Source organism: Nocardia sp. GCM10030253, from assembly GCF_042675075.1.
In the GTDB taxonomy this organism is placed as follows: Bacteria; Actinomycetota; Actinomycetes; order Mycobacteriales; family Mycobacteriaceae; genus Nocardia.
On record NZ_JBHTDL010000009.1, the window covers coordinates 170948 to 184447 of the forward strand.

The 13500-nt window shown below is 63.3% G+C and carries 14 protein-coding genes; 9 read left to right on the forward strand and 5 right to left on the reverse strand.

From position 1 onward, the window contains the following. The first annotated feature begins 240 nt into the window (after positions 1 to 240). Positions 241 to 1116: a helix-turn-helix domain-containing protein gene (locus ACFQZZ_RS21600; RefSeq protein ID WP_378683587.1), complete on the forward strand. Its 876-nt coding sequence runs from the start codon at positions 241 to 243 to the stop codon at positions 1114 to 1116. Next, a complete protein-coding gene (locus ACFQZZ_RS21605) occupies positions 1116 to 1322 on the forward strand; it encodes a DUF397 domain-containing protein (RefSeq protein ID WP_378683590.1) in 207 nt (68 codons plus the stop codon). Before ACFQZZ_RS21600 ends, ACFQZZ_RS21605 begins: the two co-directional genes overlap by 1 nt. 286 nt (positions 1323 to 1608) lie before the next feature. Here ACFQZZ_RS21605 and ACFQZZ_RS21610 read toward each other — a convergent pair whose 3' ends face one another. Further along, positions 1609 to 3258: an amidohydrolase gene (locus ACFQZZ_RS21610; RefSeq protein ID WP_378683593.1), complete on the reverse strand. Its 1650-nt coding sequence runs from the start codon at positions 3256 to 3258 to the stop codon at positions 1609 to 1611. A gap of 559 nt (positions 3259 to 3817) precedes the next feature. On the opposite strand from ACFQZZ_RS21610, the gene ACFQZZ_RS21615 reads away from it, so the two are divergent. The 6 genes from ACFQZZ_RS21615 (at position 3818) to ACFQZZ_RS21640 (ending at position 8540) form a co-directional block, all read left to right on the forward strand. Then, positions 3818 to 5005, forward strand: a complete 1188-nt coding sequence (locus tag ACFQZZ_RS21615; RefSeq protein ID WP_378683595.1) for a lipid-transfer protein — start codon at positions 3818 to 3820, stop codon at positions 5003 to 5005. A 3-nt stretch (positions 5006 to 5008) separates the two neighbouring features. After that, a complete protein-coding gene (locus ACFQZZ_RS21620) occupies positions 5009 to 5467 on the forward strand; it encodes a MaoC family dehydratase N-terminal domain-containing protein (RefSeq protein WP_378683598.1) in 459 nt (152 codons plus the stop codon). Beyond that, the gene (locus tag ACFQZZ_RS21625; protein ID WP_378683600.1) at positions 5464 to 5874 is read left to right on the forward strand and encodes a MaoC/PaaZ C-terminal domain-containing protein; all 411 of its coding nucleotides are present in this window, start codon (positions 5464 to 5466) and stop codon (positions 5872 to 5874) included. Before ACFQZZ_RS21620 ends, ACFQZZ_RS21625 begins: the two co-directional genes overlap by 4 nt. Before the next feature lie 22 nt (positions 5875 to 5896). After that, the gene (locus tag ACFQZZ_RS21630) at positions 5897 to 6727 is read left to right on the forward strand and encodes an SDR family NAD(P)-dependent oxidoreductase (protein ID WP_378683602.1); all 831 of its coding nucleotides are present in this window, start codon (positions 5897 to 5899) and stop codon (positions 6725 to 6727) included. Next, entirely contained in the window at positions 6705 to 8042 is a 1338-nt protein-coding gene (locus tag ACFQZZ_RS21635) for a TetR/AcrR family transcriptional regulator (protein ID WP_378683605.1), read from the forward strand. The genes ACFQZZ_RS21630 and ACFQZZ_RS21635 overlap by 23 nt, the downstream gene beginning before the upstream one ends. 87 nt (positions 8043 to 8129) lie before the next feature. Continuing rightward, positions 8130 to 8540 carry a hypothetical protein gene (locus ACFQZZ_RS21640; protein ID WP_378683608.1) on the forward strand — a complete coding sequence of 137 codons (411 nt, stop codon included), beginning with the start codon at positions 8130 to 8132 and terminating at the stop codon, positions 8538 to 8540. Positions 8541 to 8609: 69 nt separating this feature from the next. Here ACFQZZ_RS21640 and ACFQZZ_RS21645 read toward each other — a convergent pair whose 3' ends face one another. The 4 genes from ACFQZZ_RS21645 to ACFQZZ_RS21660 form a co-directional block, all read right to left on the reverse strand. Next, a complete protein-coding gene (locus ACFQZZ_RS21645; RefSeq protein WP_378683610.1) occupies positions 8610 to 8894 on the reverse strand; it encodes a hypothetical protein in 285 nt (94 codons plus the stop codon). Next, positions 8870 to 9475 carry a hypothetical protein gene (locus ACFQZZ_RS21650; protein ID WP_378683613.1) on the reverse strand — a complete coding sequence of 202 codons (606 nt, stop codon included), beginning with the start codon at positions 9473 to 9475 and terminating at the stop codon, positions 8870 to 8872. Before ACFQZZ_RS21650 ends, ACFQZZ_RS21645 begins: the two co-directional genes overlap by 25 nt. Positions 9476 to 10167: 692 nt before the next feature. Further along, complete coding sequence (locus ACFQZZ_RS21655; protein WP_378683614.1) at positions 10168 to 11667, reverse strand: amino acid permease; 1500 nt, start codon at positions 11665 to 11667, stop codon at positions 10168 to 10170. 303 nt (positions 11668 to 11970) lie between these two features. Next, positions 11971 to 12873 (reverse strand): alpha/beta hydrolase family esterase, encoded by a 903-nt coding sequence (locus tag ACFQZZ_RS21660; protein WP_378683616.1) that lies wholly within the window; start codon positions 12871 to 12873, stop codon positions 11971 to 11973. Positions 12874 to 13080: 207 nt separating this feature from the next. Between ACFQZZ_RS21660 and ACFQZZ_RS21665 the strand changes: the two genes are divergently transcribed. Then, positions 13081 to 13458 (forward strand): VOC family protein, encoded by a 378-nt coding sequence (locus ACFQZZ_RS21665; protein WP_378683618.1) that lies wholly within the window; start codon positions 13081 to 13083, stop codon positions 13456 to 13458. The last annotated feature ends 42 nt before the right edge of the window (positions 13459 to 13500 follow it).

Here is a 13500-nt window from a genome sequence, read left to right on the forward strand (position 1 = left end):
TCTGCTCACATCGACGGTGGATTTAGGTACGCCCGGCCCCTCGATGTCTCCATGCCTACCTGGGTGAGAGAGGGGAACCTGAGCGAAGGGAGGGAGCCTCTCTACCGGACGTGTATCCAGTAGACGCCCCACCGACGCAATTTGGAATCTTCCACAGCGCGAGTAGCGTAAGGATCTCTCCATCTTCCAAACTTGCTGCGAAAATCCTTCCAAAATCACATGTTCTCGTGAGGTGGGCTAATGATCGAAGGTTCAGGATCCACAGTTCCGCGCCGCATGTTGGGTCGGCAACTTCGCCAGTTGCGCGAGGCGGCGGGCGTGACAGTCACCCAAGCGTGTAAGACGATCGAGGTATCCGCGCAAACCATGTGGCGACTGGAGGGTGGCCAGGGAGTCAAGCTCAAAGACATCTACATCAAGGCGCTGTGCGAGCTGTATCGAGCTAACGACGACGACACCGCCGCGTTGATGGGGCTTGTGCAGGAGACGAAGAGGACGGGGTGGTGGCACGCCTATGGCGACGCGGTACCGAACTACTTCGATCTGTATCTCGGCCTTGAAGAGTCGGCGCGGAAGTTGACGCTCTTCCATCTGGCGCTGCTGCCCGGACTCCTTCAGACCCCTGCGTACCGTCGGGCGGTGATCTGGGGGGCTTATCCGGGAATGCCGACGGTCGACGTCGAGCGCCGCATCGAGATCGCGGCAAAGCGGCAGAAGCGGTTACGAGAACCACGGGACCGATTCAGCATGAACGTATTCGTCGGTGAGGCGGCGCTCAGATACCCGATTGGCGGTCCCTCGGTGGCGGCTGAACAGCTTCGTCACATCGTCGAGATTTCGCGTTCAGCCACCCTGACGGTACGCGCGGTACCCCTCAGTGCAGAAACTGCCTTGCCCCTGATCGCGGGGTCGTTCACGCTGATGGAGTTCCCTGCGCACCCACAGTTCACCGAACCCCCTGTGGTGTACGTTGAGGGCTACACGGGTGCCCTCTACCTGGACAAGCCCAGCGAGATAGACCAGTACAAATCTGCGTGCAAGGCGATTCGCTCCGCAGCGTTGGACGAGCAGGCGACCAGGGAACTGGTATTGGATATTGCTAAGGAGTATGGCTAGTGAGCACCGACCTGTCCAAGGCGGATTGGTTCAAGAGCAGCCGCAGCGGACCTAATCAGGACTGTGTCGAGGTCGCACACCTAGACGGGGGCATGGTCGGCGTGCGGGACAGCAAGAATCCGACTGGTCCCGCCTTAGTGTTCACTCCTAGCGAGTGGGATGCATTCACAGCTGGAGTGAACGACGGCGAGTTCAACCGACCATAGACCCAGAGCCGAACGAGCCCTGTACCTCGACTGATGGATGCTGAGGTGCGGGGCTCCTTGCTACACGCAGCGGTGCCCGACACTCTGACCTGTGGCTTCTAGCAGGACGTGCGTATCCGCAAGGTGCATATGACCGACGACTTGGCCGGGTAGCGCAGCGACCTGTACGACTTGGTGCTGGTCGGCCGCCCGATCGACGAACCTGGCTTTGTCACCGGCCCGGTCGCCGAGGTCCGAAAGGTGACCGGTTGGATCGAGAAACCGCCGGAGTGAGCCCGGTGATTCTTTATGTGGCTTGGTATTTCACGCCACCGACCACCGTGCCCCACACGGGAATGTCTTTGATCGCCCTCGGCGAGACGGCGAGTGGTGAGGCGTCGAGCACCGCGAAGTCGGCGAACTTGCCGCATTCGATGGAGCCGATCTGGTCGTCCAAGTGCAGTTGGTAAGCGGCTCCGATGGTGGCGGCGTATAGCGCGTCGTAGGCGCTGATCCGCTCGGTTTTGCCCAGCACACGCCCCTTGGGCGTGCGGCGAGTGACGGCGCACCACATCGTGTGCAGCGATCCCAGCGGCGTGATGGCGGCGTCGCTGTGGAACGAATACTTGACACCTTCACGTCCCGCGGTCGCGCAGCTGTTCATCCGCTTGGCGCGCTCGGGTCCGACGGTGAGTTCGTAGTGCTGGTCAGCCCAGTACCACATGTGATTGATGAACAGGTTGGCGCACAGGCCCAGTTTGGCCATCTTGCGGTACTGCGCAGAGGTCGCCAGTGCGCTGTGCTGCACCGTGTGGCGGTGGTCCAGCCAGGCGCAGTCACGCAGCACCTCTTCGGTCTTGTCGATGAACAGTTGGATGGCCTGCTCGCCGTTGCAATGGGTGTGCACGTTGATACCGGCCCGGTGGTAAACAGCGAGTCGTTCGGCGAACTGTTCAGGGCCGACATCCCAGATGCCCTCGTGCTCGCCGGTGTAGTACCCGGGCCACGCGACACAAGCGGAGAAGCCCTGAATGGAGCCGTCCAGGTACATCTTGATGCCTCCGACACGCAGCTTGTCGCTGTCGCTGCGGCGCAGTTCCTTGACGAGCGCACTGATCTCCTCGGGATCCTGCGGCCCACCGAAGCTGGCACCGTAATACATCACCAGGCGGGGCGCGAAGGCCTGGTCGTTGACCACTTTCTGATACAGGGCAACGACATCGGGGTTGTACAACGGCGCGGTGCCCAACTCGGTGACCGTGGTGCAGCCCGTCCTGACGGCCAATCGCCCGAAGCCACGCACGCTGTCCTCGGAACCCATGGCCGCCGCGAGGCGCTCTGCCGCGGGCACCACCAGAAACATGGCCGCGAATTCCGACAACTCGCCGTTGGGCTCCCCATCGGGGTCACGCAATACCCCGACCACATCGCAGTCGCGATCAATACCCGCCATCCGCAGGCAGGCCGAATTGACTGTCGCCACATGACTGTTGGCGTGCAGGACGAAAATAGGCCGAGTGGTCGACACGAGGTCGAGATGCTTGGCTACCAGGCGCTCACCCTCGAAATAGATCGGGTCGAGCCCCCAGGCCATCAGCAGCGTGTCCGGGTCGGTCATCTCGGCATCGATCTCGCTGAGCCGCTCGAGCACCGCGTCTTGCGTCTGGGACCCCGGCCAAACCTTGCCGTCGGGATCGGTGCGATCGAAGTAGCCGACATACGGGTTTGCCCACGAAGCACCCTCGGTGACGTGGGAGTGAGCCTCGACAAGACCGGGAATCAGCACCTTGCGCTTGAAGGTCTCGTCGAGCGTGTACTCACCCCAGCCCGCAAGCTCGGCCAGTGGTCCGACGCCGAGAATTCTGCCGTCGCGAACCGCGACATGCGTACCTTCCGGGTTGCTCGGGTTCATCGTGACGATCTTCTTCGCAGCAAAGATCGTGATGTCGTGTGTCATGACGTGATCCCTACAAATCAGTAGTCCACAGGCGAGCTTCGGATGGCGACCGAGCAGCGCCACGCACAACTCTGATATCGCGACGATCGGCCCCGGCCTCGGCGACGGTGCGGAAGACGGCACCCGGATCCACAGTGTGACAGCGGATCGCAGCGCCCGGACGCCGAAATCCCAGTAACAAATCAAGGGATCGATTCGAGCAAGGAACACGAACGCCCGCGCTGTTCTATCCGGAATTCCGCGACCCGCTGACCGACCCGGGCCGCGTTGCCCGGGACCGGTCCGGACGAGGGCCACAGCAGCCCCGAGGCACCGTCCGCGAACGCCTCCGCACCGAGCGCACCGGCGAGGGCGGGCCGCCACAGTCGAGCTCGCGACAACACATGTGAACTTCTACTAGTACATCGATGGCGAACCGGGCCCCCCACCCCAGCTTCGGACCGAAAAGAATTACGGGACCGATTAGACAATCGCCGGAGGGTTATTGCGCAATCGCGCCCCATGATGTTCACTAAGTGAATTCCAAATAGCTCTGCATTCGCAAGTAAGGGGAACGGTGATGAGCAGAAGAGCGGTGGTCGCGGGCGTGGGGATGATCCCCTTCACCACGCCGAGCAAGACCGAGACCTACGACGTGATGGGCACCAAGGCGGCACAGGCGGCGTTAGCCGATGCGGGGGTCGAGTACTCGAAGATCCAGCAGGCCTACGCCGGGTATGTGTACGGCGATTCGACCTGCGGTCAGGCGGTCGTCTACGGCCTCGGCCAGACGGGTATCCCGGTCATCAACGTCAACAACAACTGTTCGACCGGTTCGACCGCGTTGTTCCTGGCTCGCCAGGCGGTCGAGTCGGGGGCGGCCGACATCGTGTTGGCCGTCGGGTTCGAACAGATGCAGCGTGGTGCGCTCGCCATGGGCTATACCGATCGGCCGACGCCGTTCGATCGGTTCAACGAAGTGATGGACCAGATCCAGGTGCGTGACGAATCTCCATTCGCCGCACAGATGTTCGGTGGCGCCGGGCGTCAGTACGCGGAGAAATACGGCACCGCGCCGGAGACGTTCGCGAAGATCTCGGTGAAGTCCCGCAGACATGCCGCCAACAACCCGTACGCGGTGTTCAAGGACGCGGTCACCGTGGAAGAGGTGCTGGCCTCGCCGCACATCTACGGCCCGCTGACGCGGCTGCAGTGCTGCCCGCCTACCTGTGGCGCCGCCGCCGCGGTCATCGTCAGCGACGAGTACGCGCGCAAGAACGGCCTGAACGGTTCGATCGTGATCAAGGCCCAGGCAATGGCCACCGATTTCGCGTCGACGTTCACCGAGCAGGACATGACGAAGATCGTCGGCTACGACATGTCCAAGGCCGCCGCCCAGCAGGTATACGAGGCATCGGGCGTGTCTCCCACCGACATTCGCGTCGTCGAACTGCACGACTGCTTCACCGCCAACGAACTGCTCACCTACGAGGCGATCGGCCTCACCCCGGAGGGCACCGCGGAGAAGTTCATCAACGACGGCGACAACACCTACGGCGGTCGGGTCGTCACCAACCCGTCCGGCGGCCTGCTGTCCAAGGGCCATCCACTGGGTGCGACCGGACTGGCCCAGTGCGCCGAATTGGTCTGGCAACTACGCGGACAGGCCGATGCCCGTCAGGTCGACGGCGACCTGAAAATCGCGTTGCAGCACAACATCGGGCTCGGCGGCGCGGCCGTCGTCACCCTGTACGAGAAGGTGAGCTGACCAATGCCGTTGGACCCCAGTGTGATCGGCAGCGCACTCCCGCCGACAACCCTGACCGTCGACGCGGGCCGACTGCGGTTCTTCGCCAAGGCGATCGGTGAAACCAACCCGGTCTTCACCGACCTCGAGGTGGCGAAAGCCGCAGGGCACGCGAATCTGCCTGTACCGCCGACTTTCCTGTTCGGTATCGAACTGGAAAGCCCCGACTCGTTCACCTGGCTCGCCGATCTCGGTGTCGACCTGCGCCGGGTACTGCACGGCGAGCAGTCCTTCACCTACCACTCGACCGCGGTGGCAGGCGATGTGCTCACCGCGACGCCGACCATCGGTGACGTCTACAGCAAGAAGGGCGGCGCACTCGAGTTCATCGAGAAGACGTCCAAGGTCACCAGGGCCGACGGCGATCTCGTCGCCGAGCTGAAAACCGTGATCGTCGTGCGGAATCCGGAGGCCCGACAGTGACAACAGCCGACATTGTCGAGGTCGGCACCGAGCTCCCCGCATTGCGGATCAACCCGATCTCGCGAACCACGTTGGCGCTGTTCGCCGGTGCGTCGGGCGACCACAACCCGATGCACATCGACATAGATGTGGCCAAGTCGGCCGGACTGGACGACGTGTTCGCGCACGGCATGCTCTCGATGGCCTATCTCGGCCGATTACTCACCAATTGGGTTGATCCACAGTCGATCCGCTCGTACCGGGTGCGCTTCGCCGCGATCACTCCCGTGCACGGAAAACCGACTGCCACCGGCAAGGTCACCGCAGTCGACGAGGTCGACGGCGAACGCCGCGCGACTCTCGAACTCGCCGTCACGCTCGCCGACGGCACCGTCACTTTGACCGGCGACGCAGTCGTCGCGGTCTGATCACCGAAAGGATATGCAGCACATGGGAACTCTTGATGGCAAGGTCGCCATTGTCTCGGGCTCCGGCCGCGGCATCGGTCGCGAGATCGCGCTCAAGCTCGCCTCCGAGGGCGCCAGGGTCGTAGTCAACGATCTCGATGCCGAACCGGCCGAGGAGACCGTCACCGCGATCGAAGCCGCAGGCGGACAGGCCGTCTCCTGCGTCGGCAGCGTGACCGACGCCGACTTCGGTGAGCGCTTCGTGCAGACCGCGGTCGAGAACTACGGCGGCTTGGACATCATCGTCAACAACGCGGGCTACACCTGGGATTCGGTCATCCAGAAGATGACCGACGAGCAGTGGGACGCCATCCTCGACGTGCACCTCAAGGCGCCGTTCCGGATCCTGCGCGCCGCGCAGCCGGTCATCGCCGCTGCCGTCAAGAAGGCCAAGGAAGCGGGCGAGCCGATCCCTTGCCGCAAGGTCGTCAACATCTCCTCGATGGCGGGCACGGGAGGCAATGCGGGACAGGCCAATTACTCCTCCGCCAAGGCGGGCATCACCGGCCTGACCAAGGCACTGGCCAAGGAATGGGGCCGCTACAACGTCACCGTGAACACGGTCGCGTTCGGCCTGATCAAGACCCGCCTGACTTCGGCGCCCGCCGGTGGCGACGACACCATCAATGTGGCGGGTAAGGAGATCAAGGTCGGGGTCAACCCGCAGCTGCTCGCCGCGATGGAGCAGATGATCCCGCTCGGACGCGGCGGCGAACCGTCCGAAGCCGCGGGTGCGGTCTACCTGTTCTGTATCCCGGAATCCAACTACGTCAGCGCACAGACGCTGATCTGTGGCGGCGGCTTCAACATCTAGGACGGACCGACGTGACCACCGCTGTGTACTGCGCCCCCGCGGCGTCGGTACACGGCAGCTCACGAACCAGGCGGTAACATCACACGCTCGCTGTAACGGCGAGGATCGGAGGCATAAGGGCATGGTGAGCGGGTCGGACGGGCGCACGCTCAGCGACCCTGTCCGCGGTACTCGGCCGGCGAATCGGCGTCAGCTGATTCTGCGTGCTGCGGCGGATCTCTTCTACGAGAAGGGATACGCCAAGGTCGGTATGGGCGACGTCGCCGAGGCGGTCGCCATCGGTCCCTCCGCTTTGTATCGCCACTTTCGCGGTAAGCAGGACCTGTTGGCCACCGTCGTCAACGAAGCGCTCACCACCCTGGATGACGCGCTGGCGACAGCCACCGCCGACAACCTCATCGCGGGGGTAGTGGCGGCAACACTCGAGAACAGGCGGATCGGCGTGCTGGTGCGCCGCGAATCGCGCCAGCTGCCCGTTGATGATCGTGCGGCGATCCGCGTGACGATCAAACATATCGGCGCCCGGTTCGCCGAGCTTGTCGGTGAGCGCAGGCCCGAGCTCGACGCGGCGGAGTCCGATCTGCTGGCATGGTGTGCTCTAGCAGCTGGCAATAGCCTTTCGTTCCACAGTCTTTCGCTGCCGGAGCCCGGGTTCAGCACGCTGATCGAGAAACTCGCCACGACCATCGTCGACGCACCGATCGCCTTGCCCGATCGGTCCGCCGACCCCACCGCGCGCCCGGGATTCTTGACGCGGCAATCTCGGCGCGAGGCCATCCTGGCCGAGGCAACACGGCTCTTTGCCAGGAACGGATTCGCCGGCGTCAGCATGGAAGACATCGGTGCGGGCGTCGGCATCTCCGGACCGAGCGTCTACAACCATTTCCCGGCCAAATCCGACATCCTGGTCGCCGCGATGTTCCGCGGCGACGAATGGATGCAAATGGAGATGAACCGCACCCTCGCGCAAGCCATGGACGCGCGCGACGGCTTGCTCCGTCTGCTCCGCAGCTACAGTGCCTTCGCCTTCGAGAACCCCGACCTCGTCCAACTGCTCGTGTCGGAATCCATGCACCTGCCCGATGCCGACCGACACAAAGCACGCGCCGCTCAGCACTCCTACATCGCCGAGTGGGTGTACCTGGCAACCCGAGTACACCCCGGCTGGGATCCGGTCAGTGCCCGTATCCGGGTGCAGGCGGTGCAGACCATGATGAACGACATCGCACTCATGCCCCGCCTGCAAACCCGTCCCGGCGTCGATGCGGCTCTATTGGAGATTGGCGCTCGACTGCTCGAGATCGCCGACGGCTGAGCGGTCGACACAAGCGTCGGGGTGGTCGACAGAAACGATGTGGCGCGTTCAGTTCGCCTGTCGTTCCGGACGGAGGAGACTGAGGTCGTGACGGATGCCGGGATTCAGCTGATCGTGGTGGACGCTGCCAACGTCGTCGGCTCGAGGCCCGATGGTTGGTGGCGCGACCGGATGGGTGCGGCCCGACGATTGCTCGCACAGCTGACCGCATCGAAGGTGCACCTGGAGGGACCGGCCGAGGTGGTTGTCGTGCTCGAGGGCGCGGCCAAGGCCGCGGTCGCCGGTGCGGCAGATCCGAAATTCGAAGGCCTGCGTCTTGTGCTGGCCGACGGTTCGGGAGATGACGCGATCGTCGACGTGGTGGCGGGAGCCGTCGAACAAGACAGCAGTCGGTCGATCACCGTCGTGACAGCAGATCGAGGACTCCGCGACCGAGTCGAAGCGCTCGGGGCCGACACGGTGGGTCCGCGCTGGCTCCTGGACCGCGTCGAGTCATAGCAGAACACCAAAGCCCGCCGCCGGGCACTCATTTCGCGACCTAGAGAACCTTGTGATGGCAGAGCGTCATCACGGACCCATATCCCGGACAGCGGACTGTGCGCACCCGAAATCCACTCGGTCGGACAAGGAATCGTCGATCAACTGCTGCGCTCTGTACTTCCATTGGGCAATCAGTTCGCGACTGCCGACTTCGAAATCGCGCCGGTCGGCATCGGGCCATGTGTCGGTATCCATGTCTAGGCCACGCGAGACGACAAAGGCCATGAACTGATCCGCAAAGGCCTTGCTGCGGGCGCGGAAGAAGTTCTCTTCAGCCGGTGTCACTCTCACAGGACCCTCACTCCATGCCATGTGGATCCTGTCATCAAGGTTTTGCCGAGCTCGAGATCGTCGACACCGGTCAGACTCGCGAGTTCACTCGGCGACGGGTACTCGGCGGGTGTCCGCCCGAACCTCTCCGAGAAGCCGGCAAGAAGCGCTTGATCGGCAGGTGACGCATCAGCCGAGACTTCGGCGATGCGGCGCTCGATGGATCGGACCGATGCACGAAGTCGGCCCGGGTCGGGATCGAAGTCGAAACCTGCTCTCGCCCAGGCATAGCCGCCGTCCTTCATGGCAGCGACTTCGATTCGGTCGACGTTGTTGGAGCGATAGATGTCCTCGAGTCCAGAGCTCAACGTGGTCGAGATGCGCTTGCCGCGGGCCTGCTCACCCAACACCATGAGCTCGTTCTTGACGACGATCTTACCTTGGGAATCGGTGTAGATCTTGCGCTGGAGGTCACCAACCACGACGCCACGCTCATCGCTGATCACCCCGCTGAAGGTGAAGCCGGTCCGCTGCCTACGGTGCAGGTCATCGGTAACATCATCGACGTAGGACGCTTCGGTAATTCTCAGCCGGCATCGACCGTCGTAGTTGTTGTCCAGCATGCGGGTACAGGGTCAACTGCCGCCGGTTGTCCGGGTCCTCCGCCCGAAGCAACTCGGCTATCGTCGGTTTCGCCATGAGATCGCTGGTCCGCCAGCCCGTCACCTCGGGGCGTGGTCGCGGGGTTGTGGTGATGTCGGGTGCGGCTCTGGCTATATCCGAGGCTATCGCCGCATTGGTTGCCTCCGCCCGTGTCGCGACGTTGGCGAGCCCGAGCCCATTGTCGCCCTTGATCGAGTCCGCCCGGTGCTTTGTGGCTGTTCCGAACAGTCGGCCCAAATGTCCAGCCAAATCGCTGAACATTCGAGAGGGACCGCTCATCCAAAGACGCCCGTGACCACCACTCGGCACACACTACGGATGTTGGGGCACTTACGATGCCGCATGTTCTCACTGTTGGAATACTGTAGGTCGATATGAGATTCCGGCTCGAGGACCTCGCGATGCTGACGCAGGTTGTGTTGGTTCGATGGACTCGGCCCCCGCTGTCAGGCGCGAGCAGTGTTCGAGCGCAGTGTCGAGACCGAAATCCTGCCGGTGGTCCGCGAACAGGGCATCGGGTCGTGCCGTATTCGTCGTTGGGGCGTGGATTCCTCACCAGCACAGTGCAACCCGCCGCCGAGTACCCGGCGGACGACATACGCAGCCGGGACGATCACTGGCGGTGTTGAACCGCTCCAGGTAACCGGTGAAGCTATCGATCCTCGTGGCCGGCCCGCGGGCCCTCGGCGACCACCGGGAGCAGCCCGGTGAATCCCGCACGGAGCCGCTCGATGCTCACGACCTTCTTCCGGGCCACAAACCAGCCGCCGACGAGGGCCGGGACCATGACGAGCACGGTCGTGAGCACTGCCCAACGTTGAACCTCGTCATCGTTCGTCGCCATCAGCACCACAACTCCGGCGAGGAACACGAGTGTGGCGATACCGGTGTATGGAGACCCTGGCAGCCGGAACGCAGGCCGCACGGCCCGTCCGGTGCGCGACCAGCGCCACAGCCGCAGCTGACTGAGCACGATCACCGCCCAGCACGTGATGGTGCCCAAGGCCGATACGTTCAGCACGATCTCGAACGCTTTCCCCGGCACGACGGCGTTGAGCACGACCCCGAACAGCGCGACCGCACCGGCCGCCAGAATCCCGACGAACGGCACGCCCTTGGCCGACATCCGGGACGCGACCGCGGGCGCGCTGCCATTCGTCGACATCGACCGCAGGATCCGGCCGGTGGAGTAGAACCCGGCGTTGAGGCTGGAAAACGCCGCCGTCAGCACCACCACATTCATCAGTGCGGCGGCACCGCCTAGGCCGAGCTTCGAGAAGAACGTCACGAAGGGGCTCTCGCCCGCTTTGAAAGTGGTGTATGGCAGCAGTAGGGCCAGCAGGACCAAACTTCCCACGTAGAACAACGATATTTGGGTGATGATCGAGTTGATCGCGCGCGGCATTATGTTGGCCGCATTCTTGGCCTCCCCCGCCGCCGTACCGACCAGTTCTACACCGGCGTAGGCGAAAACTACACCGGTAGTGACCATTACGAGCGACAGTACGCCGGTGGGAAACAATCCACCGCTGTGCTCGACCACGCTGAAGCCGGTTTCCCGGCCCTGAATCCGGAAGCGGCCGACCAGGAAAACCGTCCCAACCACCAGGAATGTCACCAGCGCGGCGACCTTCACGAGTGCGACCCAGAACTCCAGCTCACCGAACCATCTCACCGACACCATATTGATGCTCAGCACCAGCGCCAATGCGATGAGTGCGATCACCCACTGCGGTACGCCCTGAAAGGCTTGCCAGTAATGGAAATAGGTGGCGATGGCAGTGATGTCGACGATTCCCGTCATACACCAGTGGAAGAAGTACATCCAGCCGATACCGAATGCGTACTTCTCACCGAAGAACTCGCGCGCGTACGACACGAACGACCCGGATGAAGGACGGTACGTAACCAATTCACCGAGGGCTCGCAGAATCAAGTAAGTGAAAACTCCGCACACCGCGTACACGATGAACAAGCCGGGGCCCGCATTCACAAGGCGGCTTCCTGCGCCGAGGAAGAGACCCGTGCCGATAACGCCACCGATGGCGATCATGGGCACTTGGCGTGGCCGGAGACTCTTGCGGTAGCCAATGTCTTCGGCCTGCAACGGACCGATCGCCTGCGAGGCTCCAGCGGGACGAGCTGCGGTCAAGATGGGAACCCTTCACCCCGAGAAATCGGATCGCTCCACAATGTACCGCTAGTTAACGGCCCACTCAACGGGAGTCTCGAACTTCTTCGGAAAATGTTCCGTTCCCGCAAAAATGCTCGAAGCGGCCTCCTGAATACCCACTTTCAACGAATCTAACCGCTGTATATCGGCACGCTCAATAACGGTATGAAGGCTGAACCGGTCTCAGCCATAGACAGCGACCAGTCGTCGTCCGCCGGACCATCCCCGCCGTCCAGTCACCCATCACCCTCGCGAAGAAGGTCGCGTCCAGGGCCTGAAGCCTCATCGACCATGGATTGCGTGGGCTTCGAAGAAGTCCCACGCGAGGTCGGTCGCGTTCACCCCGGCCTGCGCATCGGACAGTTCGCCCTGCACGGCGCCCGGCCACGAGTGCCCCATCTCGGGAAGCCGGTAGATCTCGACCGTGCTGCCGTCACCGCAGGTGGCCGTCGCGACCGTGATGCCATTGGCCAGGTCGGCCTGCGCTCCCCCGGGAGCGCAGGCGAGTCGCTCCTGCCACTGCGTGATCCCGGTGTCGAACCGACCGAAGTAGCGGTCCTTGCCACCAAGGAAGGTGATCACCGATACCGGTGTCGTCGGCTTGTAGGACGGCTGCGCCGCGGCGGAGCCGATGAAACCTCCGCTGACCGCGGCGATGGCGGCGAAGGTGCCAGGTAGTTCCACTGCGAGCTTGAAGGACATATCGCCGCCGTTCGAAATGCCCGCGGCATAGACGCGCTTCGGGTCGGCTTTCCAGGTGCTGGTCATTCGGGCGAGGACAGTCTTGACGAAGCCGACATCGTCTTCCGAACCGCAGCAGACGAATGCGTTGTATCCGGAAGCGTGCCCCTCCGGATAGACGACGAGGAAGTTTTCCTTGTCCGCCTTGGTATTCAAGCCGGTGGTGGTGGCGATCCGCGCCGCGTCACCGGGATAGAAGTGCAGGGCGACCACGAGTGGCAGGGCGGTGCTGCCGTCATAGCTCGGCGGCGCGTGCACCACATAGGAGCGGGTCTTGCCACCGAATTCGATGGTGATCCGCTGGTCACCCGAGCCGGGCTTGTCGTCCTGCGTGAGGGCGGCGGGGCTGCTCGGCGATGTCGGTGGCGCGGTGGGGCTCTGGCAGGCCGTGACCGACAGAGCACAACAGGCAACGGCGATGGCAACACTGCGAAGCCAGAACACCGACTCACTATGGCATGAAAAGCCGTTTCCGGGCTCACCATCGCCACGATGGCGCCGTGGCCGCTGTTCGCACTGCCCGCGGGGGTATTCGCGGATCGCTACTAGGTCGTATTACTCGGGCGCCTGCGGACCGAGGCGCTGTGCGGGTGATCGACCGGCCATCGTGATCGAGCCCGCACAGCCGATCCGCTGGCTAGGCTCGGCGCCATGATCCTTCGCAATGTGACCGTCGATTGCGCCGATCCGTATGAGCTCGCGACATTTTGGAGCACCGTGACCGGGTGGCCGGTGTCCGAAGTCGACAAGCCGGGCGATGATGAGGTTCTGGTCGAGGCGCCCGCGCCGGTGCCGGGCTTGCTGTTCATTCGCGTGCCCGAGGGGAAGGCGGTGAAGAATCGCATCCACTTCGATTGGATGCCCACCGATCGGACGCGTGACAATGAGGTGCACCGCGTCATAAATATGGGGGCGACACTCTTCGAGGACCACCGCACCGCCGATGGGCTCGGCTGGGTCACGTTGCTAGACCCCGAGGGAAATGAGTTCTGTGTCGAGCGAAGCGAGTCCGAGCGCGGAGCCCATTAGCCAGGCCTTCCTGCCCATGTCTTGACCTTCCCACCAGTGGCG

Bases quoted from the DNA above. Each gene is read 5' to 3' on its own strand.
- ACFQZZ_RS21600 (WP_378683587.1), top strand. From the start codon at position 241: ATGATCGAAGGTTCAGGATCCACAGTTCCGCGCCGCATGTTGGGTCGG.
- ACFQZZ_RS21610 (WP_378683593.1), bottom strand. From the start codon at position 3,258: ATGACACACGACATCACGATCTTTGCTGCGAAGAAGATCGTCACGATG.
- ACFQZZ_RS21615 (WP_378683595.1), top strand. From the start codon at position 3,818: ATGAGCAGAAGAGCGGTGGTCGCGGGCGTGGGGATGATCCCCTTCACC.
- ACFQZZ_RS21620 (WP_378683598.1), top strand. From the start codon at position 5,009: ATGCCGTTGGACCCCAGTGTGATCGGCAGCGCACTCCCGCCGACAACC.
- ACFQZZ_RS21630 (WP_378683602.1), top strand. From the start codon at position 5,897: ATGGGAACTCTTGATGGCAAGGTCGCCATTGTCTCGGGCTCCGGCCGC.
- ACFQZZ_RS21645 (WP_378683610.1), bottom strand. From the start codon at position 8,894: ATGGCATGGAGTGAGGGTCCTGTGAGAGTGACACCGGCTGAAGAGAAC.
- ACFQZZ_RS21650 (WP_378683613.1), bottom strand. From the start codon at position 9,475: ATGCTGGACAACAACTACGACGGTCGATGCCGGCTGAGAATTACCGAA.
- ACFQZZ_RS21665 (WP_378683618.1), top strand. From the start codon at position 13,081: ATGATCCTTCGCAATGTGACCGTCGATTGCGCCGATCCGTATGAGCTC.